This is a genomic window from Streptomyces sp. NPDC050264 (genome assembly GCF_040655895.1).
GTDB lineage: Bacteria > Actinomycetota > Actinomycetes > Streptomycetales > Streptomycetaceae > Streptomyces.
The window spans coordinates 14,863-40,934 of sequence record NZ_JBFAKV010000018.1 but is presented as its reverse complement, the minus strand read 5'-3'; the positions used below and the strand labels follow the sequence as shown (position 1 = coordinate 40,934).

General features: G+C 72.1%; 29 protein-coding genes. 17 read left to right on the top strand and 12 right to left on the bottom strand.

The genetic code is table 11. From position 1 onward, the window contains the following. Window positions 1-11 precede the first annotated feature (11 nt). Entirely contained in the window at window positions 12-1,547 is a 1,536-nt protein-coding gene (locus tag AB0J02_RS28375) for an MFS transporter (RefSeq protein ID WP_363196623.1), read from the top strand. Here the strand turns inward: AB0J02_RS28375 and AB0J02_RS28370 are convergent. From AB0J02_RS28370 to AB0J02_RS28350, 5 genes are all read right to left on the bottom strand, one after another. Continuing rightward, window positions 1,531-2,448 (bottom strand): PDR/VanB family oxidoreductase, encoded by a 918-nt coding sequence (locus AB0J02_RS28370; protein WP_363196622.1) that lies wholly within the window; start codon window positions 2,446-2,448, stop codon window positions 1,531-1,533. The genes AB0J02_RS28375 and AB0J02_RS28370 overlap by 17 nt on opposite strands. After that, complete coding sequence (locus AB0J02_RS28365) at window positions 2,445-2,627, bottom strand: hypothetical protein (RefSeq protein ID WP_363196621.1); 183 nt, start codon at window positions 2,625-2,627, stop codon at window positions 2,445-2,447. Before AB0J02_RS28365 ends, AB0J02_RS28370 begins: the two co-directional genes overlap by 4 nt. Continuing rightward, the gene (locus tag AB0J02_RS28360) at window positions 2,624-3,646 is read right to left on the bottom strand and encodes an aromatic ring-hydroxylating dioxygenase subunit alpha (RefSeq protein ID WP_363196620.1); all 1,023 of its coding nucleotides are present in this window, start codon (window positions 3,644-3,646) and stop codon (window positions 2,624-2,626) included. Before AB0J02_RS28360 ends, AB0J02_RS28365 begins: the two co-directional genes overlap by 4 nt. Before the next feature lie 93 nt (window positions 3,647-3,739). Beyond that, window positions 3,740-4,507 carry an IclR family transcriptional regulator gene (locus AB0J02_RS28355; RefSeq protein WP_363196619.1) on the bottom strand — a complete coding sequence of 256 codons (768 nt, stop codon included), beginning with the start codon at window positions 4,505-4,507 and terminating at the stop codon, window positions 3,740-3,742. A gap of 10 nt (window positions 4,508-4,517) precedes the next feature. Next, a complete protein-coding gene (locus tag AB0J02_RS28350; protein ID WP_363196618.1) occupies window positions 4,518-5,330 on the bottom strand; it encodes an alpha/beta fold hydrolase in 813 nt (270 codons plus the stop codon). 137 nt (window positions 5,331-5,467) lie between these two features. Here AB0J02_RS28350 and AB0J02_RS28345 point away from each other — a divergent pair, with 137 nt between their 5' ends. From AB0J02_RS28345 to AB0J02_RS28315, 7 genes are all read left to right on the top strand, one after another. Further along, the gene (locus tag AB0J02_RS28345; protein WP_363196617.1) at window positions 5,468-6,592 is read left to right on the top strand and encodes an ROK family transcriptional regulator; all 1,125 of its coding nucleotides are present in this window, start codon (window positions 5,468-5,470) and stop codon (window positions 6,590-6,592) included. Window positions 6,593-6,617: 25 nt separating this feature from the next. Continuing rightward, window positions 6,618-7,451: a Cof-type HAD-IIB family hydrolase gene (locus tag AB0J02_RS28340; RefSeq protein WP_363196616.1), complete on the top strand. Its 834-nt coding sequence runs from the start codon at window positions 6,618-6,620 to the stop codon at window positions 7,449-7,451. 104 nt (window positions 7,452-7,555) lie between these two features. Then, the gene (locus AB0J02_RS28335; protein ID WP_363196615.1) at window positions 7,556-8,029 is read left to right on the top strand and encodes an HIT family protein; all 474 of its coding nucleotides are present in this window, start codon (window positions 7,556-7,558) and stop codon (window positions 8,027-8,029) included. Window positions 8,030-8,340: 311 nt separating this feature from the next. Further along, window positions 8,341-9,495, top strand: a complete 1,155-nt coding sequence (locus tag AB0J02_RS28330) for a S1 family peptidase (protein ID WP_363196614.1) — start codon at window positions 8,341-8,343, stop codon at window positions 9,493-9,495. Between the two features lie 136 nt (window positions 9,496-9,631). Further along, window positions 9,632-10,399, top strand: a complete 768-nt coding sequence (locus AB0J02_RS28325; protein ID WP_363196613.1) for an NPP1 family protein — start codon at window positions 9,632-9,634, stop codon at window positions 10,397-10,399. A 204-nt stretch (window positions 10,400-10,603) separates the two neighbouring features. Then, window positions 10,604-11,929, top strand: coding sequence for a lipase family protein (locus AB0J02_RS28320; protein WP_363196612.1), 1,326 nt, complete (start codon window positions 10,604-10,606; stop codon window positions 11,927-11,929). Between the two features lie 68 nt (window positions 11,930-11,997). Then, window positions 11,998-12,408 (top strand): Rid family hydrolase, encoded by a 411-nt coding sequence (locus AB0J02_RS28315; RefSeq protein ID WP_363196611.1) that lies wholly within the window; start codon window positions 11,998-12,000, stop codon window positions 12,406-12,408. Window positions 12,409-12,467: 59 nt separating this feature from the next. On the opposite strand, the gene AB0J02_RS28310 is transcribed toward AB0J02_RS28315, so the two are convergent. From AB0J02_RS28310 to AB0J02_RS28290, 5 genes are all read right to left on the bottom strand, one after another. After that, window positions 12,468-13,922: a SulP family inorganic anion transporter gene (locus AB0J02_RS28310; protein WP_363196610.1), complete on the bottom strand. Its 1,455-nt coding sequence runs from the start codon at window positions 13,920-13,922 to the stop codon at window positions 12,468-12,470. Between the two features lie 8 nt (window positions 13,923-13,930). Then, window positions 13,931-14,512, bottom strand: a complete 582-nt coding sequence (locus tag AB0J02_RS28305; RefSeq protein ID WP_363196609.1) for a carbonic anhydrase — start codon at window positions 14,510-14,512, stop codon at window positions 13,931-13,933. Between the two features lie 72 nt (window positions 14,513-14,584). Beyond that, complete coding sequence (locus AB0J02_RS28300; protein WP_363196608.1) at window positions 14,585-14,965, bottom strand: hypothetical protein; 381 nt, start codon at window positions 14,963-14,965, stop codon at window positions 14,585-14,587. Window positions 14,966-15,174: 209 nt separating this feature from the next. Then, the gene (locus AB0J02_RS28295) at window positions 15,175-16,830 is read right to left on the bottom strand and encodes an ABC-F family ATP-binding cassette domain-containing protein (RefSeq protein ID WP_363196607.1); all 1,656 of its coding nucleotides are present in this window, start codon (window positions 16,828-16,830) and stop codon (window positions 15,175-15,177) included. Window positions 16,831-17,065: 235 nt separating this feature from the next. After that, window positions 17,066-17,557, bottom strand: a complete 492-nt coding sequence (locus AB0J02_RS28290) for an HPP family protein (protein ID WP_363196606.1) — start codon at window positions 17,555-17,557, stop codon at window positions 17,066-17,068. A gap of 133 nt (window positions 17,558-17,690) precedes the next feature. Here AB0J02_RS28290 and AB0J02_RS28285 point away from each other — a divergent pair, with 133 nt between their 5' ends. The 3 genes from AB0J02_RS28285 to AB0J02_RS28275 are packed head-to-tail and all read left to right on the top strand — an operon-like array spanning window position 17,691 to window position 21,606. Further along, window positions 17,691-18,563: an ABC transporter ATP-binding protein gene (locus AB0J02_RS28285; protein WP_363196605.1), complete on the top strand. Its 873-nt coding sequence runs from the start codon at window positions 17,691-17,693 to the stop codon at window positions 18,561-18,563. After that, window positions 18,560-19,534 (top strand): iron-siderophore ABC transporter substrate-binding protein, encoded by a 975-nt coding sequence (locus AB0J02_RS28280; RefSeq protein ID WP_363196604.1) that lies wholly within the window; start codon window positions 18,560-18,562, stop codon window positions 19,532-19,534. Before AB0J02_RS28285 ends, AB0J02_RS28280 begins: the two co-directional genes overlap by 4 nt. 5 nt (window positions 19,535-19,539) lie before the next feature. Then, window positions 19,540-21,606, top strand: a complete 2,067-nt coding sequence (locus tag AB0J02_RS28275) for an iron ABC transporter permease (protein ID WP_363196603.1) — start codon at window positions 19,540-19,542, stop codon at window positions 21,604-21,606. A gap of 12 nt (window positions 21,607-21,618) precedes the next feature. On the opposite strand, the gene AB0J02_RS28270 is transcribed toward AB0J02_RS28275, so the two are convergent. Further along, complete coding sequence (locus AB0J02_RS28270; RefSeq protein WP_363196602.1) at window positions 21,619-22,095, bottom strand: peroxiredoxin; 477 nt, start codon at window positions 22,093-22,095, stop codon at window positions 21,619-21,621. A 102-nt stretch (window positions 22,096-22,197) separates the two neighbouring features. Between AB0J02_RS28270 and AB0J02_RS28265 the strand changes: the two genes are divergently transcribed. Then, complete coding sequence (locus AB0J02_RS28265) at window positions 22,198-22,401, top strand: hypothetical protein (RefSeq protein WP_363196601.1); 204 nt, start codon at window positions 22,198-22,200, stop codon at window positions 22,399-22,401. Window positions 22,402-22,513: 112 nt separating this feature from the next. Next, window positions 22,514-22,741 carry a hypothetical protein gene (locus AB0J02_RS28260; protein WP_363196600.1) on the top strand — a complete coding sequence of 76 codons (228 nt, stop codon included), beginning with the start codon at window positions 22,514-22,516 and terminating at the stop codon, window positions 22,739-22,741. Between the two features lie 78 nt (window positions 22,742-22,819). On the opposite strand, the gene AB0J02_RS28255 is transcribed toward AB0J02_RS28260, so the two are convergent. Continuing rightward, window positions 22,820-23,566 carry an IclR family transcriptional regulator gene (locus AB0J02_RS28255; RefSeq protein ID WP_363196599.1) on the bottom strand — a complete coding sequence of 249 codons (747 nt, stop codon included), beginning with the start codon at window positions 23,564-23,566 and terminating at the stop codon, window positions 22,820-22,822. A gap of 207 nt (window positions 23,567-23,773) precedes the next feature. Between AB0J02_RS28255 and AB0J02_RS28250 the strand changes: the two genes are divergently transcribed. From AB0J02_RS28250 to AB0J02_RS28235, 4 genes are read left to right on the top strand one after another with little or no spacing between them, the layout of a single operon-like run. Then, window positions 23,774-24,904, top strand: a complete 1,131-nt coding sequence (locus tag AB0J02_RS28250) for an amidohydrolase/deacetylase family metallohydrolase (RefSeq protein WP_363196598.1) — start codon at window positions 23,774-23,776, stop codon at window positions 24,902-24,904. 47 nt (window positions 24,905-24,951) lie between these two features. Beyond that, complete coding sequence (locus tag AB0J02_RS28245) at window positions 24,952-25,347, top strand: hypothetical protein (RefSeq protein ID WP_363196597.1); 396 nt, start codon at window positions 24,952-24,954, stop codon at window positions 25,345-25,347. Between the two features lie 23 nt (window positions 25,348-25,370). Next, window positions 25,371-25,739: an SFCGS family glycine-rich protein gene (locus tag AB0J02_RS28240; protein WP_363196596.1), complete on the top strand. Its 369-nt coding sequence runs from the start codon at window positions 25,371-25,373 to the stop codon at window positions 25,737-25,739. Beyond that, on the top strand, window positions 25,736-26,071 hold the full coding sequence (locus AB0J02_RS28235) for a DUF4312 family protein (protein ID WP_363196595.1): 336 nt from the start codon (window positions 25,736-25,738) through the stop codon (window positions 26,069-26,071). Before AB0J02_RS28240 ends, AB0J02_RS28235 begins: the two co-directional genes overlap by 4 nt. The last annotated feature ends 1 nt before the right edge of the window (window position 26,072 follow it).

The window sequence follows — 26,072 nt, the reverse complement described above, 5'->3', positions numbered from 1 at the left end:
AAGGAGCCCGCATGACGGCGACGCCCGCCGCCGAGCAGCCGCCCGTTCTCGCGTCCGCCGGGCCCCGGGACCCGCGCCGCTGGCTGATCCTCGGCGTGATCTGCCTCGCGCAACTCGTCGTCATCCTCGACAACACGATCCTGAACGTCGCGGTTCCCACCCTCACCGACGACCTCGGCGCGACCACGGCCGACATCCAGTGGATCATCAACGCCTACGTTCTCGTGCAGGCCGGGCTGCTGCTCACGGCGGGCGCCGCGGCCGACCGCTACGGCCGCAAGCGGCTGCTCCTCGCGGGGCTCGCCGTCTTCGGCGCCGGATCCCTCGCGGCCGGACTCGCCCAGAGCGCGAGCCAGTTGACCGCCGCGCGCGCGGGCATGGGCATCGGCGGCGCCCTGCTGCTGACCACCACGCTCGCCGTCGCGATGCAGGTCTTCGACGAGGACGAACGGGTCCGCGCCATCGGCATCTGGGCCGCGGTCAACGCCCTCGGCTTCGCCGCGGGACCGCTCGTCGGCGGTGTCCTCCTCGACCACTTCTGGTGGGGCGCCCTCTTCCTCGTCAACCTGCCCGTGGTCGTCCTCGGCCTGGCCGCCGTCGCCGTCCTCGTGCCGGAGAGCAAGGCCGGGCGGAGCCACCGCCCCGATCTGCTCGGCGCCCTGCTGTCGACGGTCTCCATGACCGCGCTCGTGTACGCCGTCGTCGCCGGCCCCGATCACGGCTGGTCCTCGCCCCACGTCCTGGCGGGTGTCGGCCTCGGCGGCTTCGCCCTGGCCGCCTTCGTCGGCTGGGAGCGCCGCTTCCCGCACCCGATGCTGGACATGAGCTTCTTCCGCGACCGGACCTTCAGCGGGGCCGTGTTCGGGGCGCTCCTCATCACGTTCGGCAGCGGGGGCGCCCTGTTCCTGCTGACGCAGCAGCTCCAACTCGTGCTCGGCTACGGCCCGTTGGAGGCAGGGCTGCGCACCGCGCCGTTCGCCCTGACCGTCGTCCTGCTCAACTTCACCGGTCTGTCGGCCCGGTTCGGCACACGGCTCGGCATCCCGGGCTCCGTGGCCCTCGGCATGACGCTGCTGGCGTGCGGCCTGGCCGCGGTCGCCCTCGCCGGGCACGTCGTGGACGGATACGGCGGGCTGCTCGCCGGTCTCGTCCTGATGGGCGTGGGCTGCGCGCTCGCCAACCCCGCGATGGCCGTCGCCGTCCTCAGTGCCATCCCGCGCGAGAAGGCGGGCGCCGGCGCCGGAATCGAGGGCACGGTCACCGAGTTCGGCAGCGGCCTCGGGGTCGCCGTCCTCGGCGCTGTGCTCAGCGCCCGCTTCTCCGCGCTCGCCCCGGTGGCCGCGGCCTCACTGCCCGCCGCTCTGGCCGCGGCGGACTCGGCCGCCGAACGCCGCACGGTGACGCGGGCGTTCGGTTCGGCCCTCGAAACGGGGCAACTCGTGGGCGCGGCAGCCGTGTTGACCGGGGGCCTCGTCGCGGCGGGGCTGCTGCGCCGGGCCGAGCGCGGTCGCGCGACCGCGCCCGCCGCCCTCACAGATCCAGCGTGATCCTGGACCCCTTCGCCCGGGAGACGCACACCATCAACGTGTCGTTGCAGGCCTTCTCCTGCGGGCTCAGCACGCTGTCGCGGTGCTCGACCTCGCCCGCCAGCACGTCGGTCTCACAGGTGCCGCACGTGCCCTCGGCGCAGGAGTAGAGGACCTCGACCCCGGCCTCCTGCAGCGCGGCGAGGATCGTCCGGTCGGCCGGCACCGCCACCGTCCGCCCCGACCGGGCCAGTTCGACCTCGAAGGGCGTGTCCCCGCCGGTGTCCGCCACCGTCGGCGCGAACCGCTCCGTCCGCAGCGCCTCGGGCGGGACCAGCGCCTCGACCGCGGCCAGGAGCGACTCCGGGCCGCAGGCGTAGACGAGTTCACCGGGGCGCAGCCCGGCCAGCTGCGCCGCCAGATCGAGTGGTCCCTCGCACAGATGGAGCCGATCGGCCGGGTACGAGGCCGTCAACTCCTCGGCGAACGCCATGGAACCGAGGGACCGGCCACCGTAGAAGAGCGACCACTCCGCGGCCGCCGCCAGCATCGGCACGATCGGGGTGATGCCGATGCCGCCCGCGACGAACCGGTACGCGGGCGCGGGTTCGAGCCGGAAGTGATTGCGCGGGCCGCGCACCGACACGCTGCTGCCCGGCCCGAGTCCGTCGTGCACGTGGGCCGAGCCGCCCCGGCCGCCTGGCTCGCGCAGCACGGCGATGCGCCAGGAGCGGTCGTCGCCCCCGCACAGCGAGTACTGCCGTTCCACACCCTCGCTCAGGAGCAGATCGACATGTGCGCCCGGCTCCCAGCGGGGCAGCGGCGCCCCGTCGGGGCGGCGCAGGGTCAGGGAGACGACTCCGGCGGCTTCCTGGCGGTGTTCGGCGACGACGAGGTCGAGCGTGTCGAGCGGATCGGTCACGAGACGCGGCCCTCTTCCGTTGTGGGGTGTTCTTCGCTGGTGGGGTGATCGGGGTGGGCGAGCAGCCACTCCCACATCGCGACGGGGTCCTGGGCGGTGTGCGGCGCGCCGCAGTGGCAGCGGCCGCTGAGCCGGTCGGTGCCGGGCAGCCACTCGATGCGGAAGACCTGGTCGCTCATCCGGCGGCCAGTTTCCCGAGGATGCGGCGGGCCGCGAGCCCACCGGTGTCGATGTTGATGCTCAGTTCCTGGTAACCGGCGGGTTCGGTGTCCAGGGTGCGCTGCAGCAGGTTGAGCGCGTCCACGTCCTGCATGACCACCGTGTGGTTGAAGTCCCGCAGGAACGTGGTGACTTCCTCGTCCCCGACCGCGAAGTTCCGTGAGACCGCCCAGAAGTCGTAGACCTTGCCGGGCGCCGACGGCGTGATGGCGTACGTGATCTCCGTACGGAACACGGGCGCCTCGGTGCCCGCCGGGCTGATGCGGCTGTGCAGCAGATACAGGCAGGGTGCGTGGTACTCGATGTCCTGAAGGCGCTGGATCCGCCCCTCGATCCCGGTGGAACGGGCGTAGAACGGCGGGCACTCGGCGTCGAGCATGTGCCGCGATACCCGGACGATCCCCGCCGCCTCGTCGACCTCCGTGGTGATAGGTGTCTCGGCGACCTCCGGCGTACCGATGTAACCGCCGTGCAGATACGTCTCGTGCGACAGGTCCATCAGGTTGTCGACGAGGAGCATGTAGTCGGCGTCGATCGGTTCCATGCCCCGCACGGTGACCCAGCCGTCCTCGGCGAGATGCGGCGCACGCGGGATCGCGGTGACATCGGCCGCCGCCGGATCGCCGAGCCACACCCAGACCATCGCGTCGACCTCCGCCACGGGGTACGAACTCACCCGCGCCGTACGGGGAACACGTTTCTGCCCCGGCACGTACACACAGGTACCGGTCGTGTCGTACGTGAAGCCGTGATAGCCGCACACCACCCGGTCGCCGTCGAGTCCGCTCGCCGAGAGCGGGAACCTGCGGTGCACACACCGGTCGGCGAGGGCGACCGGCTCACCCGCCTCCGTGCGGTACAGCGCGATCGGCTCGCCGAGCACGGTCCGGCCGAGCAGCTCGCGCCCGACCTCCGAGCCCCAGGCCGCGACGTACCACTGGTCGCGGGCGAAGGCCGAGTGGCTCGAATGTTCGGTCATGGCAGGCGTCCCTCCTGTCACCGCGCGGCACCGTCGCCGCGCGTCGTCGACCAGAGTGGTGACCGGGGTCACAGCGCCACAACGGGACTTCCGTCAGGCGGAAGCCGGGGGACGGGGCGAGACGGGTTGCCAGCCCAGGGCACGCGATATGCCTCGTCCGGCCAGCTGGACCGCCGGAATCAGGGCAGGTGTCCGCGCCCCGGTGACCGGGACGACGACGGAGACCGCCGCGACGACGTCACCGCGCGGTCCGTGCACGGGCGCCGCCACGGACAGCGCGTCGTCGGTGATCTGACGGTCGCTCACCGCGACACCGCCGCGCCGTACGTCGGCCAGGATCCGCCGCAGCCGCTCCGGATCGGTGACGGTGAACGGAGTGAAGGCGGCCAACTCGTCGGCCCAGTAGCGCTCTTGGAGCTCCCGGCCCCCGTGGGCGAGCAGGACCAGGCCCACGCCGGTGGCGTGCAGTGGCCAGCGCGCGCCGACCCGCGAGTGCACGCCGACCGCCGAACGGCCCGACAGACGCTCGATGTAGACGACCTCCAGGCCGTCGCGCACGGCGAGGTGGACGTTCTCGTGCGTCGCCTCGTACAGGTCCTCCAAAAAGGGCAGCGCGGCTTGCCGCAGCCCCAGCCCCCTGGGGGCGAGCGCGGCGATCTCCCACAGCCGCAGTCCCACGTGGTAGCGGCCGGTGTCGTCCCGTTCGAGGGCACCCCACCCGGCCAGCGCGCCGACGAGCCGGTGCGCGGTGGGCAGCGGCAGCTCGGCGCGGTGGGCGATCTCGGTGAGCGTGAGCGCCGGATGGGCCTGGTCGAAAGCGCCGAGCACGTCGAGGAGGCGGTCGGCCGCGGACCGGTTCATCGCGGACGCCCTACGGGGTCGGGCAGTGGGTGCGCAGGAAGTCCAGCAGCACGCTGTTGAACTGCTCGGGCCGCTCGGCGCCCGGCAGGTGCCCGGCCTTCTCGATCACGGCGAGGGTCGCGTCCGGGACGAGCCGGGCGATCGACTCGGCCTCGGCGACCGGCGTGTAGACGTCGTCCGCGCCGACCACGACCAGCGCGGGCACCCGGGCTGCGGCGAGGCTGTCCCGGTAGTCGGGCCGCTCCGCCCGCCCGCGCAGTGCCGCGGCCGCGCCCCGAGGATCGGTGGCGCGCATCATGCCCAGGACGCGCTCGGCGACGTCCGGCAGTGCCGTCACGTTGTAGGCGGCGAGCATCTTGTCGATGACCTCGTCGGCGTACCCACCCATGCCCTCGGCGAGCAGCCGGTCGGCGAGCCGGTTGCGGAAGGCCCTGCCCTCGGCGGTCTCGGCGGGCGCCGAGGTGTCGGACAGGACGAGGGCGCGGGTCCGCCGCGGGTGGCGCAGATGGAACTCCATGGCGATCTGCCCGCCCATGGAGACACCGCCGACCACCGCACGCTCGACCCCGAGGTGGTCGAGGAGTGCGGCGGCATCCTCCGCGAACCGGGACAGCGGCACGCTGCCGGGCGTGACATCGCTCTCGCCGTAGCCGCGCAGATCCGGCGTGAGCACCCGGTATCCGGCCGCGGTCAGCGCCGCCGCCTGTGGTTGCCACAGTGTCCGGTCGAACGGATGCCCGTGCACCAGGACGACCACGACACCGTCCCGCGGCCCGAGGTCGTCGTACCGCAAGGTGGCGCCGGCCACCGTGAGCTGGCCCATCGAGCACTCCTGACGTGGTCGTCCGCCGCAGATCCGATGGCGAACGCTAAGCGGGACCCGCCGGTCGATCAAGAGGGTTTGAGGCCGCATCTCTCTTTGGGAAGGAGTCCTTACTGGTGCTCACTAGAATGGTGGCCATGGCCCCGCCGAAACCGTCACTGGAGATGCTGCGCGCGCTCACCGACGAGAACGTGCTGCGTGCGCTGATGTCCGAGGCCCGTCTGACGCGCGCGGAGATCGCCGCGCGCACCGGCATCTCCAAGCCCACGATCTCCGACAGCGTGCACCGCCTGAGCGAGGCGGGGTTCGTCGTCGACACCGGCCGGCGCACCACCGGCCGCGGTCGAGTCGGCTCGTACTACGCGCTCGCGCCGGGACTCGGCACCGCGCTCGTCGCCGGGATCACCCAGCACCGGGTGGGCGTCGAGGCGGTCGACGCCCTCGGCCGCGTACAGGGCCGGGAAGAGGCAAAGCTCGGACCGGGCGCCGGACCGGAGGCCGCCGCCGACGCGCTGGCCGCGGTGACAGGCCGTCTCGCCGAGCGGCTGACCGGGGGCCTGCGGACCGCTGTGATCAGCGCCGCCGACCCCGTCGAGCGGACCACCGGACGACTGGTGCGGCTGCCCGACGCACCGTTCCTGATCGGCGACCTCGATCCGCCGGCCGTGCTCGCCGGGTACGTCACCGGGCCCGTCCTCGTCGACAACGACGTCAACTGGGCGGCCCGCGCCGAACACGCCGAAGGCCGCGCACGCGGCATCGACGACTTCGTCTACCTCCACCTCGGCGAAGGGCTCGGCGGCGCCGTCGTGAGCGACGGAACGGTGCGCCGCGGCCACCGCGGCCTCGCGGGGGAGATCGCCCACCTCCGCACGACAGGTCCGGGCGACGCCGCCATGCCGCTGACCGAGGTCCTCAGCGCGCTCGGCCTGCGCGAGGCCGGCTCCACCGCCGTCGACGTCAGCGCGCTCCGGGCCCGCCTGGCCGACAGCGCGGAGACCCGCACCGTGCTCGCCCGCGCGATCGGCGCGGTCCTCGCCGCCGCGGTCGCCCTCCTGGACCCCCGGATGATCGTCATCGGCGGCGCCTGGGGCCCCGACCTGATCCCCGAGATCGACGCCCACTTCGCCCGCGACCCGCGCCCCGTCCCGGTGACCGCCGCCACCCTGACCGACCCCGAGGCGACCGGCGCCCGCAACCGGGCCGTCGAGGAACTCCGTTCCCTCGTCGTCCGCTCGGCGCACCCCTCCCTCACACCCTGACCGACTCCCGTACCGAGGAACCACCTTGACCACGCACCACCGTCCCGACATCCGCCTCGTCGTCACCGACATGGACGGCACCCTCCTGGACGCCGACGGACGCGTCCCCGACTCCCTGTGGCCGCTCCTGGCCGAGCTGAACCGCCGCGGCATCGTCTTCTGCCCCGCCAGCGGCCGCCAGTACGCCACCCTCGCCGACCAGTTCGCCGCCGTGGACGACGGCGGCATGGTGTACATCGCGGAGAACGGCACCTACGTCGTCCGCGGCGGCGTTGAACTCAGCTCCGACCCCCTCGACCCCGCCGTGGCCTCCTGGCTCGTCAAGGCGGTGCGCGGACTCGTGGACGACGGAGTGGACGCGGGCGCCGTTGTCTGCGGCAAGCGGTCCGCGTACGTGGAGCGTTCGGACGAGGCGTTCATGACAGAGGTGCGCAAGTACTACCACCGGCACCGGATCGTCGAGGACGCCTCCGCCGTCGACGACGACGTGATCAAGGTCGCCCTCTTCGACTTCGGCCGCGCCGAGGAGACCACGGCCCCGGCCCTGAGCTCCCTCGTCGACTCCCATCAGGTCGTCGTCTCCAGCGAACACTGGGTCGACGTCATGAGCCCCGACGCCGACAAGGGCGTGGCCGTACGCCGCCTGCAGCGCGAACTCGGCATCACCGCCGCCCAGACCATGGTGTTCGGCGACTACCTCAACGACCTGCAGATGCTGGACGCCGCCGACTGGTCGTACGCCATGGCCGACGCCCACCCGGAGGTCCACCGCCGCGCCCGCCACCAGGCTCCCTCCCACACCGAGAACGGCGTCGTCCGCACGATCCGCCGGGTCCTGGAACTGCCCGCCGAGGAGTGACCGCGCGGCCGTGAGTCGAGCGGACCCGGGCCGACCCGGTGAAGCGCCGGACAGGATTCACGGAGCCGGCCCCTGAGCGTGCGGCGGTGGCCGATCGTGGATCCATGACACCTGACAGCACCCCGGTATCCGACGGCGGCCGCGACTGCTACGCCTGCGCGGCCGAGGCCCGGTTCGACACTCTCCCGCCCCGCGAGCGCATCGCCTTCGACGCGCACTGGCGCGCCGCCCATGCCTTCGGGACCGCGCTGCCGGGCTGGCTGGTGCTGCTGCCCCGGCGCCATGTCACCGCCGTGCACGACCTCACCGACGCGGAGGCCGCCACCTTCGGCACCTGGCAGGTCCGACTCTCCCGGGCGCCGCGCGAGGTGACCGGGTGCGTCAGGACGTACGTCGTCCAGTTCGCGGAGGCCGAGGGGTTCGCGCACGTCCACTTCCACATCGTGCCGCGCGCCGGAGGTCTTGCACCGGCCCATCGCGGGCCCGGCGTCTTCGAGTTGCTCCGCCGCCCCGAGCCGGAACAGGTGACGGCCGCCCGGGCCGACCACCTGGCCCACGCGCTGCGGACCCGGCTGTGAGCACGGTCCGGATCCGCCACCCCCGCGTTCTCACCGTTGTCAACACCCGCGATCGAGACACCGTCCGACCGTGCCGCGAGGCGAACCGGACGCACAACTACCGTACAGGCAGGCGCAGTTCATCCCCGTCGGCCTCGGACCGAGGGTTCGGACAATGCCCTGATCGCACCGAGTCATTGGCATGGACCTGTTCATGATCCATCGCTAGGCTCCCCACCGACGTACCAGGGGAGCGCTCCCAGCCTTGCCGTTCCACCCATGTGCCACCCATGTTCCACCCCCACCACACGGGAACAACGAAGGGCCGACCCATGCGACGTACCAGACCCATCCGTGCCGTCCTGACCGCGCTGCTGGTCACCGGAGCCTGCGCCACGGCCGGATTCCTCCCGGCCCAGGCGGCCGGTGCGGACACCCCACGAACCGAGCGTGCCGCCGCCTCCGACGGCGTACTCACCGCGATGCAGCGCGACTTCGGCCTCACCGCGACTCAGGCGAAGGCGCGGCTGGCCTCCGAGAAGCAGGCGACCGCCACTGAGAAGAAGGCCCGGAAGGCCGCCGGATCCGCCTACGCGGGATCCTGGTACACCCCGAAAAACCAGGAGCTGACCGTCGCCGTCGCCGACCGCGACAAGGCAGCGGAGGTACGGGCCACCGGTGCGACCGTCCGGCTCGTCGGTCGCAGCGCCGCGCAGCTCGACGCCGCGAAGAAGCGCATCGACGCCCTCGACGCCCCGAGCGGCGTGAGCAGTTGGAACGTCGACTGGAAGTCCAACCGCGTGGTCGTCGAGGTGCAGAGCGCCCGGCAGGCTGACAACGATGTCAAGGCGTTCCTGGCCGACGCGCGCAAGGCGGGCCCCCTGACGGTGCGGACGACCGCGCACACCCCGACCACCCTCGCCGCGGGCACGGTCGGCGGCGACCCCTACTACACCGGCAACGTCCGCTGCTCCATAGGCTTCTCCGTCCAGGGCGGATTCGTCACGGCCGGCCACTGCGGCGGCGCCGGTCAGGCGGTCAACGGCTGGGACAACACGTACGTCGGGAACTTCCAGGGTTCGTCGTTCCCGGACAACGACTACGCGTGGGTCAACGTCGGCAGCGGTTGGTGGACGGTCCCGGTCGTCCTGGGCTGGGGCACGGTCTCCGACCAGCTCGTGCGCGGCTCCGCCGAGGCCCCGGTCGGCGCCTCCATCTGCCGCTCGGGTTCCACCTCGCACTGGCACTGCGGCACCGTCCTCGCCAAGAACGAGACCGTCAACTACAGCCAGGGCGCCGTCCACCAGATGACCAAGACGAACGTGTGCGCCGAACCCGGCGACTCGGGCGGCTCGTTCATCAGCGGCGACCAGGCCCAGGGCACCACTTCGGGCGGCTGGGGCAACTGCACCAGCGGCGGCGAGACCTGGTTCCAGCCCATCAACGAGATCCTGAGCCGCTACGGCCTGACCCTGACCACGGCCTGATCAAGGCCGGTCCGGGCATCGCCCGGCCACTCCGTCAATTCGCTTGCGGTTCATACGCGTTGCACGTGTGAGTCCCTTGCCGCTGTCGGGGGCATGACATGACTGTCATGCCCCCACAGTGACGCAGGAGACCACAGTGAATCCGACCAGAGCCATCCGCAGAGCCTCCCTTGCCGCCGGCGGCGCCGTTGCCCTCGTGATCGGCCTCGCGGGCCCCGCCCTCGCCGCCCCGCCCGGGGCCCTGCCCGCCAACGCCGACGCGACGGAGCGGACGTACCAGCCCGCGTTCGACTACGACACCGACGGCTGCTACCCGACCCCCGCCATCGGGCCGGACGGCACCGTCAACGGCGGTCTCAATCCGAGCGGCGCCCTCAACGGGCAGTGCCGCGACGCGTCGGACCTGGACAACACCAACGGCTATGCCCGCTCCAAGTGCAACAACGGCTGGTGCGCCGTCATGTACGGCCTGTACTTCGAGAAGGACCAGGCGGTGGCGGGCAGTGGACTCGGCGGTCACCGCAACGACTGGGAGCACGTGGTCGTCTGGGTGCACGACGGCCAGGCCGCGTACGTCGCCACCTCCGCCCATGGAGACTTCAACATCTACCCGCGCGACCAGATCCGCTGGGACGGCACCCACCCCAAGGTCGTCTACCACAAGGACGGGATCAGCACCCACTGCTTCCGTCCGGCGAACTCCGGCGACGAGCCGCCGGAGAACCACCGCGGCGCGTGGCAGTTCCCGACCCTGGTCGGCTGGAACGGCTATCCGGCCGGTCTGCGCGACAAGTTGAGTGCCTACGACTTCGGCAGCGCCACCTTCGGCCTGAAGGACGGCAACTTCGCGAGCCATCTCGCCGCCGCGCTTCCGTCCGGTGTGCCCTTCGACGTCAACGCATGACCGGGCGAACGAGACGTACGCGTAAGTAAGTTACTGAACCGTAACCTCCTGAGTGCTACCGGCGGTAACGGTGTGCTCGGTAGCGTCCGAGCGACGCGTGGGGCCGGTGGGACGACCGGCCGCACGCATCGTCGGCCTGCTCGCTTCCCGGCCGTCTGCCGCCAGGTCCGGAGTCCGACTCCGCCTGCACTCAGGAGGTTTGCCATGCCCGCACCCACCCGTCTGCTGGCCGCAGCCGTCACCGCCGCCGCCTGTCTGGGCGCGCAGGCCGTGCCCGCCTTCGCGGCGACCGGCTCGCAGAACGAGGTCTCGCGAGGCGTCACGATCCCCGCCTTCTACAACCCGCCCGCCGAACTGCCCGACGCCAACGGCGCGCTGATCCGCAGCGAACCGCTGCCGCTGGCGCTGAGCCTGCCCACTCTGCACGGCCCGCTGCCCGGCACCGCGACCCGCATCATGTACCGGACGACCGATGCGAACGGCAGCCCCGCCGCGGTCACCGGCGCCTACATCGAGCCGGCGGCGAAGTGGCGCGGCGACGGCCCCCGGCCCCTCGTCGCGCTCGCCCCCGGCACGATGGGACAGGGCGACCAGTGCGCGGCCTCGCTCGGCCTGGAGCACCCGCTGCGGCTCAACGGGCAGACGGTGTCGGTCGGTTACGAGGACCTGGCGATCTACCGGCTCCTCGCCAAGGGCGTCGCGGTCGTCGTCACCGACTACATCGGCCTGGGCGCGACCGACCGCCTCCACACCTACGTCAACCGGCTCGACGAGGCCCACGCCGTACTCGACGCAGTCCGCGCCGCCCGCGCGCTCGAGGGGGCCACGGTGACCTCCGGTTCGCGCGTCGGCCTGTTCGGCTACAGCCAGGGCGGCGGCGCGACCGCGGCGGCCGCCGAGCTGCAGCCGACGTACGCGCCCGACATCACCCTCTCCGGTACGTACGCGGGGGCGCCGCCCGCCGACCTGACCGAGACGACGAAGGGCATCGACGGCACCGACCTCGCGGGCGCCCTGGGCTGGTCCCTCAACGGATTCCTGCAGTCCGACCCCGAGTTGAGGCCGATCGCCGACGCCCACCTCAGTGACAAGGGTCGCGCGGCGCTGAAGGATCTGTCGACGATGTGCGTCGGCGACACCATCCTCGCGTACAACTCGACGCGCAGCTCCTCCTGGACCAGCGACGGCAAGACGCTCGCGGAGATCATCCAGGCCGAGCCGAAGCTCCGGGCGTTCCTCGCCGAGCAGCGGATCGGCACGATGAAGCCGGCCAGTCCCGTCCGGGTGGCCACGGGCGTCAGCGACAACCTCGTCCCGCACGGCCAGGCACGCCAGTTGGCCGTCGACTGGTGCGGCCGCGGTGCGCAGGTCACCTACAAGCCGGTGCGCCTGCCCGACGTGGGACGCGCCCTGCTCAACCACTTCGCGCCGCTGCTGACCGACCAGGGCAGCGCCGTCACGTGGCTGACCGACCGTCTCTCCGGCGAGCCGGCCGGCTCCGACTGTGCGGCCCTGCCCACTCAGCCGTGATGTGACAGCATGACCGGGCTCCGCCCCAGTCGTTCCTGTTGCCGCTGTCCGAAGGGATGCCCAGACCCATGGTCCGTGCCGTCACCCTCATCCGCTCCGACGCCCTGTCCGACGTGGCCGAGTACGCGTACGCGGCGACCGCGCCGGCCGCTGCCCGGCTCGTCTTCCTCGCCGGCTCCTGCCCGTTGGAGAAGGACGGGGCGACCGCGGCGATCGGTGACTATGCGGGTCAGGCGGCGAAGTGCGTGGAGAACATGCGGGTCGCCCTCGCCGCGGCGGGCGCGGATCTGGACGATGTCATCAGCACGCGCGTGCTCGTCGCGTCGACGCGGCAGGCGGACCTGGTGACGGCCTGGGAAGTGGTCCGGGACGCGTTCGGCGAGCACGACGTGCCGAGCACCCTGATGGGTGTCACGGTGCTCGGCTACCACGAGCAGCTCGTCGAGGTCGAGGCGGTCGCGGCCGTTCTCGACGACTGACACCGCACGACGCCGACGGGCCCGACTGCCTTGCACGCAAGGCAGTCGGGCCCGATGGCTCACTTCGCGGTGACCTTCACCGGCTCCGTCTCGGCGGAGCTGTGCCGCTCCGCCCAGCTCTCCAGAGCGGTCCGGCACGCGTGGTCCAGATGGTGCAGTCCGGACAGGTGCAGCTCGACGGGACGGTTCTGCGGCAGGGCCTCCAGACTGTCGAGTATCTTCGGCAGCCGCAGGAAGGTCGCGTTGCCCGACAGGTACGCCTGGACCGGCCCGGCGCCCTTGTCTATGACCTCCAGCTTCACGTGCGAGGCGTCCCAGGCCGTCTTGACGACGGACAGGCCGACCCCGATGAGCACGCCCTCGAACATGCTCACCGCGACGATCGACACCGCGGTGACGACCAGGATCACGGCCTCGCCGCGGTGCTCACGCCACAGGGTCACGAGCGCCCGCACCGGGATGAGCTTGGCCCCGGCGTGCACCAGCACACCGGCGAGAGCCGGTATCGGGATGTGCGCGAGGACGCCCGGGAGCAGCGCCGCGAACAGCAGCAGCCAGACGCCGTGCAGCACGCGTGAGGCCTTGGTGCGGGCCCCGGCCTGGACGTTGGCCGCGCTGCGCACGATCACCGCGGTCATCGGCAGGGCGCCGAGCACCCCGCACACCGCGTTGCCCGCGCCCTGCGCCACCAGCTCCTTGTCGTAGGAGGTCCGGGGTCCGTCGTGCATCCGGTCCACGGCCGCGGCGCTGAACAGCGACTCGGCGGAGGCGATGAGCGTGAACGCCACGATCGTGCCGATCAGGCCGACGCCCGCGAGTTCACCGAAGGCGTCGAGGGACGGCGGCTGGATCGACCCGAGCAGGCCGTTGACCTCGACGGTCGCCACGGGTGCGTCGAACACGACGGCGGCCGCGGTCGCGAGCCCTATGGCGGCCAGCGGCCCGGGGACCACCCGCACACGCGCCGGCAGTCGCTTCCACAGGACCAGGACGGCGACGGTGCCCGCGCCGAGGGCCAGCGAGGCGAGCGACCCGGCGCTGCCCACGGAGTCGACCAGGGCCCTGGGCAGTCCGGCTATCTTGCCGAGCCCCGACTCCGGGGCCTCGGCGGCCAGGACCGCGTACAGCTGTCCCGCGATGAGGACGAGCCCGATGCCGGCCAGCATGCCCTCGACCACCGAGACGGAGATGGCCCGGAAGTAGCGGCCCAGCTTCAGGGCCCCCATCCCGATCTGGAGCACGCCGGTCGCCAGGACGACGACGCCGAGCACGGGCAGGCCGAACTCGTCCACGGCCTCGTACACGAGCACGGTCAACCCCGCGGCGGGGCCGGACACTTGGAGGCTGCTGCCGCGCATCAGCCCGGTGACGATGCCTCCGACGATGCCGGTGACCAGGCCGAGTTCGGCGGGCACGCCCGAGGCGACGGCCACGCCCACGCACAGCGGCAGCGCGACGAGGAAGACGACGAGGGACGCGGTGAAGTCCGCCCGGAGATGGGGGTATTTGCGCATCGCGGCGCTCACAGGGCCTCGAAGGTGTCGGTCTCGGGCCGGTGCTGGCGTACGCACCCGGTGTGGACTTCGTAGAACCAGCCGTGCAGGCGTACCCGGCCGTCCGCGAGACGGCGCTCCACGCACGGGTACGCGCGCAGCCGCAACAGCTGGGTCAGGACGTGTTGTTGGACCGCCGCCGCGACGGTCGGGTCCGCCGGGTCCTGGGTGGTGGGGCTGTCGGCGGCGTGCGCGAGCCAGTCGCGCACCGCGGGCACCGCCGCGAGGTCGTCGCCGCGCACCAGCGCGCCGACCGCGCCGCAGTGCGAGTGCCCGCAGACGATGATGTCCTGGACACCGAGTACCTCGACGGCGTACTCGATGGTGGCGGCTTCGCCGCTGGGGCGGCCGGCCGGGTGGGCGGGCACGATGTTGCCCGCGGTGCGCAGTTCGAAGAGTTCCCCGGGGCGGGCACCGGTGATCAGGGCCGGCACGACCCGGGAGTCGGAGCAGGTGATGAACAGGACCTGGGGGGACTGGCCGTCGGCCAGCCGGGCGAACTCCTCAGGGCGTTGTCCGAACGTGCGGGCGTTGTCGATGAGGGGCTGCATGTCGTGGTGATTCCTCCTGGCGCGCGTGGGGCGCGTCGGGCTGGCAGGACAAAGGGGACCGAGATGTCCCTGTCAGCAGCGGAAAACCTGAAGGGTCGCCGCCGTGAGGTCCGGTACGGATCTGCTCGGGCGGGCGGGCGGTGCACCGGTGAGACCGGGCGGGACGACGGCCGCGGTGCGCGGCGTCGGTGACAGCGGGGCGGGGCGGGGGAGATCGGTGTTGCCCGCGGCCGTGCGGTGCCTGTCCCGGGTGCGGAGCGCCTCGACCGGGTCCCGAGGGTGGGTGTGGCCGCCGGGGGCGGCCGTCGGGACCGGCGTGCTGGACGCGGACACCGACCACGAATCCGAGACATGTGCGGGAGTGAACGCCTGTACGAAAGTGAACAATGGCAGGGCCATGACGGCGGCGACGACGAGGGTCACCCACGTACGTCCCTGCCCACCTCGGAACACGCGCCCTCCTCCCGGTCGGCCGAACTTCAAGACAGAACCAACGGTTGGTCAACCGATGGTCAAGAGCAAGATTAGCTGTGCAAAGGTGATCGCCGGGTTAACACCGCGTTTCGGCTCGAAGGAAGCGTGAAAAGTGCGGTCGATTGGCGCGAACGACGCGGTGGAGGGGCGCGCGGGACCCTCGCGCCCCGCCGATGCCGGCCACCCGGTCAGCGCGCGACCGTTCCCAGCCGGAGCGCGCGGCCCTGCCAGCGCCGACGCAGCCACCGGTCGTGACTGGCGACGACGATCGCGCCGGGGCCCGTGCCCAGAGCGTCCTCCAACTCGTCGCACAGGCGCGGCGACAGATGGTTCGTCGGCTCGTCGAGGAGCAGCAGCCCGGGCGGGCTCGCCACGAGCAGGGCCAGCGCGAGCCGTCGCCGCTGTCCCACGGAGAGTTGGCCGACCGGTTTGCCCAGATCGCTCTCCCGCAACAGGCCGAGGGAGCGCAGCGGCACCGCGTCGGCCCGCTCGAAGCCGAGCGCCCGCGTGTACGTGTCCCGCGCGGTCCGCTCGGGGTGCGGGAACTCCGTGTCCTGGGCGAGCAGCCCCACCGTGACGCCCGCGCGTCGGCACACCTCGCCCTCGGCGGGCAGCCGGCCCGCGAGCACGGACAGCAGCGTCGACTTGCCGCTGCCGTTGGCCCCGGTGACCAGGAGCCGGTCGGTGGACGACACATCGAGCCGGGCCAGTTCCAGGCGGCCCGGCACGCGCACGTCGCGCAACGAGACGAGCGCGTCGTCCGCGTCAGAAGCGTCCGAGGCGTCCTGCGGATCGGGCGGCGGCGTGCCGAGTGCGACCGGCCGGAACCGCAGCGGGCGCGGCGGCTCGCCGACCTGCCGGCGCTCCAACTCGTCCAGCCGCCGCGTGGCGTTGCGCACGCGTCGGGCGATCTGGCTCTGCACCCGGCCCGCCCGCAGGCCGTACCCCATCTTCTCGCTGTCGCGCGGCCCCCGGTCGGGGGCGACCCGGTGCGCGGTCACCCGGGCCGAGGTGCGCAACGCCTCCAGTTCCTGCTGCTCCTCGGCGTACCGCCGCTCCCAGCGCTCGCGCTCGGCCCGCTGCTGCGCCAAGTAGGAGCTGTAGGCGCCGCCGTACCTGACCGGTCCGTCGACGGCAGGATCGAGGTCGATCAGGTCCGTGCAGACGGCGTCGAGGAAGGCCCGGTCATGACTGGCCAGCACGACGGCTCCCGGCAGCGTGCGCAGCTGGTCCTCCAGGAAGACGGCGGCGCTGTCGTCGAGGTGGTTGGTGGGTTCGTCCAGGAGCAGCGCCGTGGGGCGCCGCACGAGGAGCGCCACCAGCGCCAGCCTTCCCCGCTGCCCGCCCGAGAGGGAGCGCAGGGGCCGACTGCGCGGGACGCCGTCGAGGCCGAGCCCTGCCAGCACCATCGCGGCACGCCGGTCCGCGTCCCAGACCTCGCGCGCCTGAGCACTTTCGAGCCGCTGCCCGTACGAGTCGAGCAACTCCGCGTGTCCGGGCCGGTCCTCGGCGGTCCGGGCGAGGAGATCGCCGAGACGTTCGAGCTCCGCGAGATCCTGCCGGGCCTCGCGCAGTGCGTCGTCCAGGACGTCGGAGAGGGTCTGTTCGGCGGCGTAGGGCATCTCCTGGTGGAGGAAGCCGAGGTCGCGGGGGCGTTCGACGGTGCCCGCGTCGGGCGTGTCCGCCCCCGCGAGCAGCCGCAGCAGCGTCGATTTGCCGACACCGTTCTCGCCGATCAGACCGATGCGGTGGCCGGGGGAGGCGGTGAGGGAGACGCCGTCCAGGACGCGGCGGGCGCCCAGGGTCCGGACGAGATCGTGGGCGAGCAGGGCAGGTTCGGACATCGTCGCAGGCCTCGGGTGAGAGACGGGCAGGCACGAGAGGCCGCCCGGAGCATGGAAAGGGGGACGACTGCGCGGCCATGACGGCGATGCTCCGTGGCATCGGCCGATGGCCTGTCAGATCCGGGTATCACCCGGAGATGTCGTCGTCACCCGCCATGTTCGGTCTCCTCGTCTCACGCGGAAGGTCCGAAAAACGGTAGCAGCAAGGGGGGCCTCGGCGCAGCCGGGCGGACGTTCACCAGGAGACCGGATACCGCACCGGGTGGCCGCCGATGCGGCCCGGCAGCAGCCCGATCAGCACCAGCAGCGCCGTCGCGAGCGCCAGCAGGGGGAGGAAGGGGAGCGGGTGCGGGGCCTGCAGCACGACGATCACGGCGGTGGCCGCGGCGGGGGAGTGCGAGAGGTGGGTGAGCATCATGACGCCCAGGGAAAGGCCCGCCGCGACGGCGGCTCCCCAGCCGTTGCTCCCGGTGACCGCGAGCGTGGCGAACCCGAGGGCGGCGGATATCAGCTGGCCGCCGACGAGGTTGCGCGGCTGGGAGATCGGCAGTCCGGGGGCGCCGTGCACCAGGGCCGCGCTGGCCGCCAGCGGGGGGATCAGCAGCGGCTGGTGCAGCAGTACACCGACGCCTACCAGCAGGAGGAGGGCGCCGATCGCGAAGGCGGTGGCCCGCAGGGCGTGCAGGGGGTGCGGTCGCTCGGCGGCGGTGGGCGGGGGCGTGGTCATCGGTGCTCCGGGCAGGACTGGGCAGAAGCCCCACCCTAAACAGACTGTTGAATTGCGGGTGAATCGGCTGTCTCTGAGGCAAGTGGCGAGGGGGTGGTTCCAAGCCAAATAAGGTTAGGCTAACCTTCACGCCGTGAGAACTGGTGAACGCGCTGGCAGCGCCCCACGTCCGCGCGGTCACGAGCTGTCGGCCGCGCAAGTGACCGTGTCGTACGACGGCGTCGACGTCGTGCACGACGCGGCCCTCGTCCTCAGGCCCGGCGAAGTGACCGCCCTCGTCGGCCCCAACGGCAGCGGCAAGTCGACCCTGCTGCGCACGATCGCACGGCTGCAGGGTGCCCGCGCGGGCACCCTGACCCTCGACCCCGGAACGGCTGACGCCGCCGACGGCTTCGACCTCACGGCCCGTCAGTTCGCGCGCCGCGTCGCCCTGTTGACGCAAGGGCGCCCGACGCCCGGCGGGCTGACCGTCCGAGACGTCGTGGAATTCGGCCGCTACCCGTACCGCGGCCGCTGGGGCCGTACGGACCCCGACGGCGCCGCCGTCGTGGACCACGTACTCGTCATGACCGGCGTCGAGGAACTCGCCGACCGCGGAGTCGACCAGCTCTCCGGCGGCCAGTTGCAGCGGGTGTGGCTCGCCGGCTGTCTCGCCCAGCAGACCGGAGTGCTCCTGCTCGACGAGCCCACGACCTATCTCGACCTGCGCTACCAGGTCGAACTCCTCGACCTCATGCGCGACCTCGCGGACGACGACGGCATCGCGGTCGGCGTCGTCCTGCACGACCTCGACCAGGCCGCGGCCGTCGCCGACCGGATCGCCCTGCTCAGCGCCGGGCGCATCATCGCCGACGGACCGCCCGAGGACGTCCTGCTCCCGGAGCGCCTCTCCCAGACGTACGGGATCCGCATCGACGTCGACACAGACCCCCTCACCGGCCGACTGCGCACTCGCGCGATGGGCCGTCACCACAGCAGAAGCGAAAGGCTCCACAGCACGTCATGAGAAGCCTCCTCCTCGCCGCGGCCGCCGGCACCGCCGCCGCTCTCGTCCTGACCGGCTGCGGCACGTCCGAGCCCGCCAAGGACGACAACGCCGGCACGTCCCAGAAGATCACCGTCACCGACGCGAGCGGCGCCAAGGTCACCCTGGACCGCGCGGCCACCAAGGTCGTCGGCACCGAGTGGAACGTCGTCGAATCGCTGGTCACCCTCGGCGTCGACCCCGTGGGTGTCGCCGACGTCAAGGGCTACACGACGTGGGACACCGCCGCCCCGCTGACGAACTCGCCCAAGGACATCGGTACCCGCGGCGAGCCCAGCATGGACACGATCGCCGGGCTCACCCCCGACCTCATCGTCGCCACGACCGACCTGTCGGCATCCGCGATCAAGCAGATGAAGAAGATCGCCCCCGTCCTCCAGGTCAAGTCCGCCAACGGCGCCGACCAGATCGGGCAGATGAACGAGACGCTCGACGTCATCGCCAAGGCGACCGGCACGGAGAGCAAGGCCAAGACCGCCGAGGCGTCCTACAGGACCAAGGTCGCCGAAGGCCGGAAGGCCCTGGAGAAGGCCGGGCTCGACGGCTCGAAGATCGCTTTCGCCGATGGGTACTCCGCCTCCAACCAGGTGTCCGTGCGCGGCTACACCAGCGCTTCCCAGCTCGGTACCGTCAACGAGGACCTCGGCCTGAAGAACGCCTGGAAGATCAAGGGCGACAAGGACTACGGCCTCGCCACCACCGACGTGGAAGGGCTCACCGAGCTCGGCGACGACGTGCAGTTCCTCTACATAGGCAACAAGTCCGAGACCGACGTCTTCACCAAGGATCTCGCCGGCAACTCCGTCTGGAAGTCGCTGCCGTTCGTCAAGTCCGGCGACGTGCACCGACTGGACGACGGCATCTGGATGTTCGGCGGACCGAAGTCGATGGAGCAGTACATCGACGCTGTCGTCAGCACGCTCACGAAGTAGCGCCCATGACCGTCACCGCAACCCCCGCCGCCACGCCCGAGCGCACGGCCTCGTCCCCCTCGGGCGCGGTCGCGGTGACGGTCGGGCTCGTCCTCCTCGTCGTCGCCCTCGGCGTCGTCGACATCACGCAGGGCACCGCCTCCGTCGGCGCGAGCCAGGTGTGGAAGGCCCTCACCGGCCGGGCCGAACAGGGCGACGCCTCCGTGGTCGTCGCCTCCCGGCTGCCCCGCATGGCCGCCGGCATCCTCGTCGGCGTCGCGCTCGGCGCGGCCGGCGCCGTCCTGCAGGCCATCAGCCGCAACGTGCTCGCCGCGCCCGACACCCTCGCCGTCAACGCCGGTTCCTACCTCGCGCTCGGCGTCCTCACCGTCAGCGGCGTCAGCCTGCCGCTGCTCGCGTCCTCGTCGGTGGCGTTCGTCGGCGCCCTCGCCGCGGCCGCGATCGTCCTCACCCTCGCCGGACGCGGCGCCGGAACCGTCCGCCTCGTCCTCGCCGGCAGCGCCCTCACCCTCGGCCTCAACGCCATCACCGAGGCGCTGCTTCTCCTGTTCCCGGAGTCCACCGACGGGCTCTACCAGTGGGCGCAGGGCAGCATCAGCCAGAACGGTTTCGACGGGATCGTCCGGATGGGCCCCGTCGTCCTGGCCGCCCTGGCCGGGCTCGTGTTCCTGTCCCGCCGGGTCGACGCGCTCGCCCTCGGCGACGAGGCCGCCAGCGGTCTGGGCGTGCCCGTCCGCGGCACACGGATCACCACGGTCGTGCTCGCCTCGCTGCTGTCCGCGGCGGCGGTGACGCTCGCCGGCCCCATCGGCTTCGTCGGACTGTGCGCCCCCGCCCTCGTCCGGCCGCTCGCGCGCCGCGTCCGCCCGCTCGTACGCCACCGCGTCCGGATCCCGGTCGCGGGGCTCGTCGGCGCGGCCCTCGTGCTCGGCGCCGATGTCCTGCTGCGCACGGTGACCTCCGCCGAGACGGCGGTGACCGTGCCCACCGGCGTCGTCACGAGCGTCGTCGGTGCCGTCTTCCTCGTCGTCATGGCGGTGCGGATGCGTGACGGCGACGCCGCCGCGGCGCAGGACAGGCTGCGCATCCCGAGCCGGGCCGTGTTCACCGTCACCGTGATCGTCCTGGCGGTCGTCCTGGTCGGCGCGACCATCGCCGCCGTTCTCGTGGGCGACAGCACACTGCTCCTCGGCGACGTCGTCAACTGGGCGAGCGGGCGGGCCGGCCAGGCCGTCGGCTTCGTCCTCGACACCCGGGTGCCCCGCGTCCTCGCCGCCCTGTGCGCGGGCGCCGCGCTCGCCCTGTCCGGCACGCTCGTGCAGTCCGTGACCCGCAACCCGCTGGCGGAGCCCGGCGTCCTCGGCGTCTCCGGCGGAGCGGCGTTCGGCGCCGTGCTGCTCGTCACCACCGTGCCCGGCGCCGGGTCGTGGGCCATCGCGGGCGTGGCGCTCGTGGGCGCCGCCGTCAGCTCCGCGCTCGTGTTCGGGCTCGCGGCGAAGGGCGGTTTCCAGCAGAGCAGGCTCGTCCTGATCGGCATGGGCGTCGCCACCGGCACGGCGGCCCTGATCAGCCTGCTGATCGTGCTGACCGACCGGTTCAGCGCCACCAAGGCCCTGACCTGGCTGTCGGGTTCGACGTACGGGCGCACCTTCCCCGATGTGCTGCCCGTCGCCGTCGTGCTCGTGATCGCCACCGTCGTGGCGGTCGCCCGGCGCCGGGAACTCGATCTGGTCTCCCTCGACGAGGACACCCCCCGCCTGCTCGGCCTGGACCTCGCGCGCGGCCGGCTCGGCTTCCTCGTGCTGAGCGTCCTGCTCAGCGCCACGGCCGTGGCCGCCGCCGGCACGATCGGCTTCGTCGGACTCGTCGCGCCGCACGCGGCCCGCGCCCTGGTGGGGCGCCGGCACGTGCGGGTCGTCCCCGTCGCGATGCTGCTCGGTGCGACGCTCGTGTGCGCTTCCGACCTGCTGGGCCGGACCGTCATCGCTCCGGCCCAGCTCGGCGCCGGCCTGATGACGGCGGTCATCGGCACGCCGTACTTCGTGTATCTGCTGGTCCGCAGCCGCCGGTGAGACGTACGTCCGCTACCGGGCGCCGGCCGTGCGCAGCGCCGCCAGTGCCCGGTCCGCGTGCGCGCTCATCCGGAACTCGCTGCGCACGATCTCCAGGACACGACGGTCGGTGCCGATGACGAAGGTGGCCCGCTTGGTCGGCAGCGGTCCGAAACCCCGGGCCACGCCGAACTGCCCGCGCACCACACCCTCGGGATCGGACAGCAGCGGGAAACCGAGCGTGTGCCGCCCGGCGAACTCCCGCTGCCGTTCCACGGCGTCCGAGCTGATCCCGACGGGCCGGGCGCCGACCGCCTCGAACTCGGCGGCCAGGTCGCGGAAGTGGCAGGCCTCCGCGGTGCAGCCGGGCGTCATCGCGGCCGGGTAGAAGAACATCACCACCGGGCCCTCGCCCAGCAGGGCGGACAGGGACGTGGGGGTGCCCGTCTCGTCGGGCAGGGTGAAGTCCTCTACGACAGAACCGACTTGGATGCGGGGGGACGCGGACACAGGGGCTCCCGAGGACGCTGGTACCGGGCAGGACAGGACACGCGGGATCCTACTCGGCGGTAGCGGTTGTTGACGTGGCGCTCCAGTGGGTAGGCGCGGGCCATGAACACGCATGATCAGAACGTGCAGACAGCGGCGGCCGCGGCGGAGTTCCTGGCCGGGCAGCGGGTCACGCAGAAGCAGTGCGGAGGGTGCGGCACGGTCGTCGCCGGGGTCAACGGCCGTTACGCGTGCGGTGCTTGTGGGTGGATCAGTCACTGGTCCGACGGCGACACCCGCCTGCCAGGTGCGGCGGACGACGGGTGACCCCTTTCCGTGGCACCGCCATCAACGCCCGGGCGGTGCATATGTGGTGCGCAAGTGATGCTCTTGTGGTTCACTCGGTGGGACAGGTACGCAGAGCAGGAGGCCCGCACCCATGGCAGGACATCCGGAACACCCGCCCAGTGAACGCCTTTCCGTCACGCTGGCGCCCCCGGCCGTCTTCGCGGTCAACGAGCTGGCCGAGAGCGGGAACGTGAGCAAGGCGGACGTCATCAACCGCGCGCTGCTGCTGCTCGGCTTCGTGGAGCGCGAGCGGGCCAAGGGGCACGAGCTGATGATCCGCGGAGCGGACGGCGAACTGGAGCGCATCCACATCCTCTGAGCGTGGACTCCGCGGACGGAGCGCCCAAAACGGGATGCGGCCCCTCTCGGGAGGGGCCGCATCCCGTTTTCACGTGTGTCACAACCTGCGGGAGACGTCCTGCGCCGCCTGCTTGACCGCCGGCGCGAACGCGGCCAACTGCCCTTCCGTGACGAGGAAGGTGAGGGATGAGACCGAGACGGCGCCGACCGCGGTGCCGTCCGCGTCGAGCACCGGTGCGGCGAGGGAGCAGATGGACTCGTCCGCCTCCTCGTAGTCCGTGGCGTACCCCGCCTCGCGGATCCTGGCCAGCTCGTCGGTGAGGGCGGCGCGGTCGGTGTGGGTGCGCGGCGTGCGCGACGGCAGCCCCGTGCGGCTCAGGATGTCGGCCACCTCTTCGGGCGCGAGGTGGGCCAGCAGCGCCTTGCCCGAAGCGGTGGCGTGCAGGGGGAGCGGCGTGCCGACATCCGTGGCGATGCGGTAGGCGTGGCCCGGGTCGACCTTGTGTGTGTACGTCGCGTGGTCGCCGCTGAGCACGGCCAGGTGGACGGCCTGCCCGAGCCGCTGCTGCAGCGCGCGCAGTACCGCGTCGATGCCGACCGCGTCGTCCGCGAGCACCTGCGCGGCCAGTGAACGCAGTTGGACACCGCACCCGTAACGGCCCTCGCCGTCGGGCGCGGCATAGCCCTCCTCGACCAACGTGGCCAGAACCCGGTGGGTGGAGGCCTTGGAGACGCCGGAGCGTTCCGCGATGTCGCCCAGCCGGTGCGGGCCGTCGGCGCGGGCCACCGCGTGCAGCACCCGTAGCGCCTTGACGACGGAATTCGCGGGCTTGCTCGGTTCCATTGACCCTCCGAGGAGAAGCGGGCTATGTTGCCAATCGATCCGTACAGCGGAACGCCATTCTACTCTACGGAACGCGCTCGGGATTCTCAGCTTCTCAGGTTCTCCTCATGGTGCGAATCCGGCCGGTCGTCACACCGGCCGCCTCACATGCACCACTCTCACGCTCGTGAAAGGCGGCCGTCCATGGCTGTACACGGATCTTCCTCCGTGAGCCCGCAACGATTCGATCTCGTGGTCACGGGAGGGCTGTTGGCCGATCCCCTGCGGCCGGAGCCCGTACCGGGAGATCTCGCCGTCGTCGACGGCCGGATCGCGGCGGTCGGCGCCCCGGGCTCGTTCGCCGGTGCGGAGCGCCTGGACGCCACCGGACTGCTCGTCGCGCCGGGCCTCATCGATCTGCACACCCACGTCTACGCGCCGGGCACCGACCTCGGCGTCCCCGTGGACGCGATCGGAGTCGACCAGGGTGTCACCACGGTCGTGGACGCGGGCAGTTGTGGCAGTGACGACTGGGACGACTTCACGGAAAACGTTGTCGGGCCGGCCGCCACCCGCGTGCTGAGCTGGCTCAACATCTCCCGGCACGGACTCGTGCACGGACGCCAGGAACTCTCGCGCGGCCCGGACGACATCGACGAGGCGGCCACCGCGAAGGTGCTGCGCGCACACCCCGAACGGGCCCGCGGCATCAAAATACGTATGAGCGCCTCGGTCCTCGGCGACAGCGGCCTCGCACCCCTGAAGGCCGCGAAGCGCGTCGCCGGCCGGGTGGGCGTGCCGGTCATGGTCCACGTCGGCAACGAACCCCCGCACCTCGGCGACGTGCTCGACCTGCTGGGGGAGGGCGATGTCGTCACACACGCCTTCCACGGCAAACCCGGCGGCCTGTTCGGCAGCGAGAAGCAGGCCCGCGCCGCCGTGGCGCGCGGTGTCCGCCTCGACGTCGGCCACGGCAGCGCCAGCCTCAGCTTCGCCACCGCAGAGCGGGCCCTCGCCGCCGGTTTCACTCCGCACACCATCAGCACCGATCTGCACAACCGCAACGTCGAGGGGCCCGTGCACTCCCTCGTCATGACCCTCACCAAGCTGCTCGTGCTGGGTCTCACCCCGCAGCAGGTGATCCGCTGCTCGACCCTGCACGCCGCCCAGGTCCTGGGTGTGGAAGAGGAGTTGGGAACACTGCGGCCCGGGTCAGCGGCCGATCTGACGCTGCTGCGGCACACCGAGGAGAACACGGCGCTGACCGACGCCGACGGAGCCACCCGCACCGGCACCAGCCGGCTCAGGGCAGTCGCCGTCGTGCGCGCCGGCGACCCGCGGACCCTCCAGGCTCCGTAACCCACCGTCGTTCGCCCCACCGAACCGAACCACCGAAAGGCCCGTGCATGACCACCCCCCTGATCGAGCGGCTGGCGACGACCGTCGAGGACACCGCCCGTCCTGTCACCGACGAGGACAGGTCGGATCTGACAGCGTTCCTCCCGCTCGCCCAGGTCTACGCCGAGACGTGCGGCATCGCCTTCGACGAGACGCGTTCCCTCGCCCTCGCCGTGCACGCGCTCGCCTTCGTCCGCAGGGTCCGCGCCGCCGAGCACCTCGACGCACTCGACGACCAGCTCGCCGCCGAGGTGGCCCCCGGCCGGATGGCCGCCGTCCGGTCCCTCATCGACACCTACTGCACCCCGCGCGACTTCCCCGCCCGGGACACCGAAGTCCTGCTGCTCGCCCTGCACTTCGAGGCGGCGGCACAGCTCCAGCACCAGTCCACCGCGCAGGCATGACCGACCCCTCAGGGAGCACCGCCATGACAGTCAAGATCGTGATCGGACACCGGCTCGGCAAGGGCCAGGCGGTCGCCGACGGCATTCGCGCCGCGGGCGGCGAGCCCGTCCTCATCCCCGGCCCCGGCGCCGACATGAAGGTGGGCGACGTGATGGCCGCCGAAAGCGCGGACCTCGGCATCTCCTTCTGCGGCAGCGGCGGCGCGGGAGCCGTCACCGCCAAGGCCAAGTACGGCCACGACATCGAGTTCGGCATGCGCTCCGCACAGGCCGGCGTGACCGCCGTCGAACAGGGCCGTACCGTCCTCGGCTTCGGCTTCCTCGACAGCGAGGAGCTCGGCTTCAAGGTCACCCAGGCGCTGCTCAAGAAGCTCGGCAAGGAGGCCTCGTGAAGCAGTCCCGGCACACCCTGCGGCTCAGCGGCTCGGGACCTACCAGGGAGAAGGCGTTCGCCACGGCCATCGGCCAGGTGCAGTCCGCCGTCGGCAAGCGCACCGACGGTGTCTCCTTCCGCGTGGAACCCCTCGACCTGGAGGTCGTCTCCGCGGTGGAACACCGCTGGACCGAACGGTTCCTCGGCCTGTTCTTCCCCCGCACCCGCCAGCGCTTCGAGATCACGCTGCGCATCGAGGTGCAGGTGGCCTCACTCGACCTGGACGCCCTCGACTTCGCACTGCGCGAGGAACGGCTCTCGCCGCTCCAGCACGCACTGCACATGAGGTGAC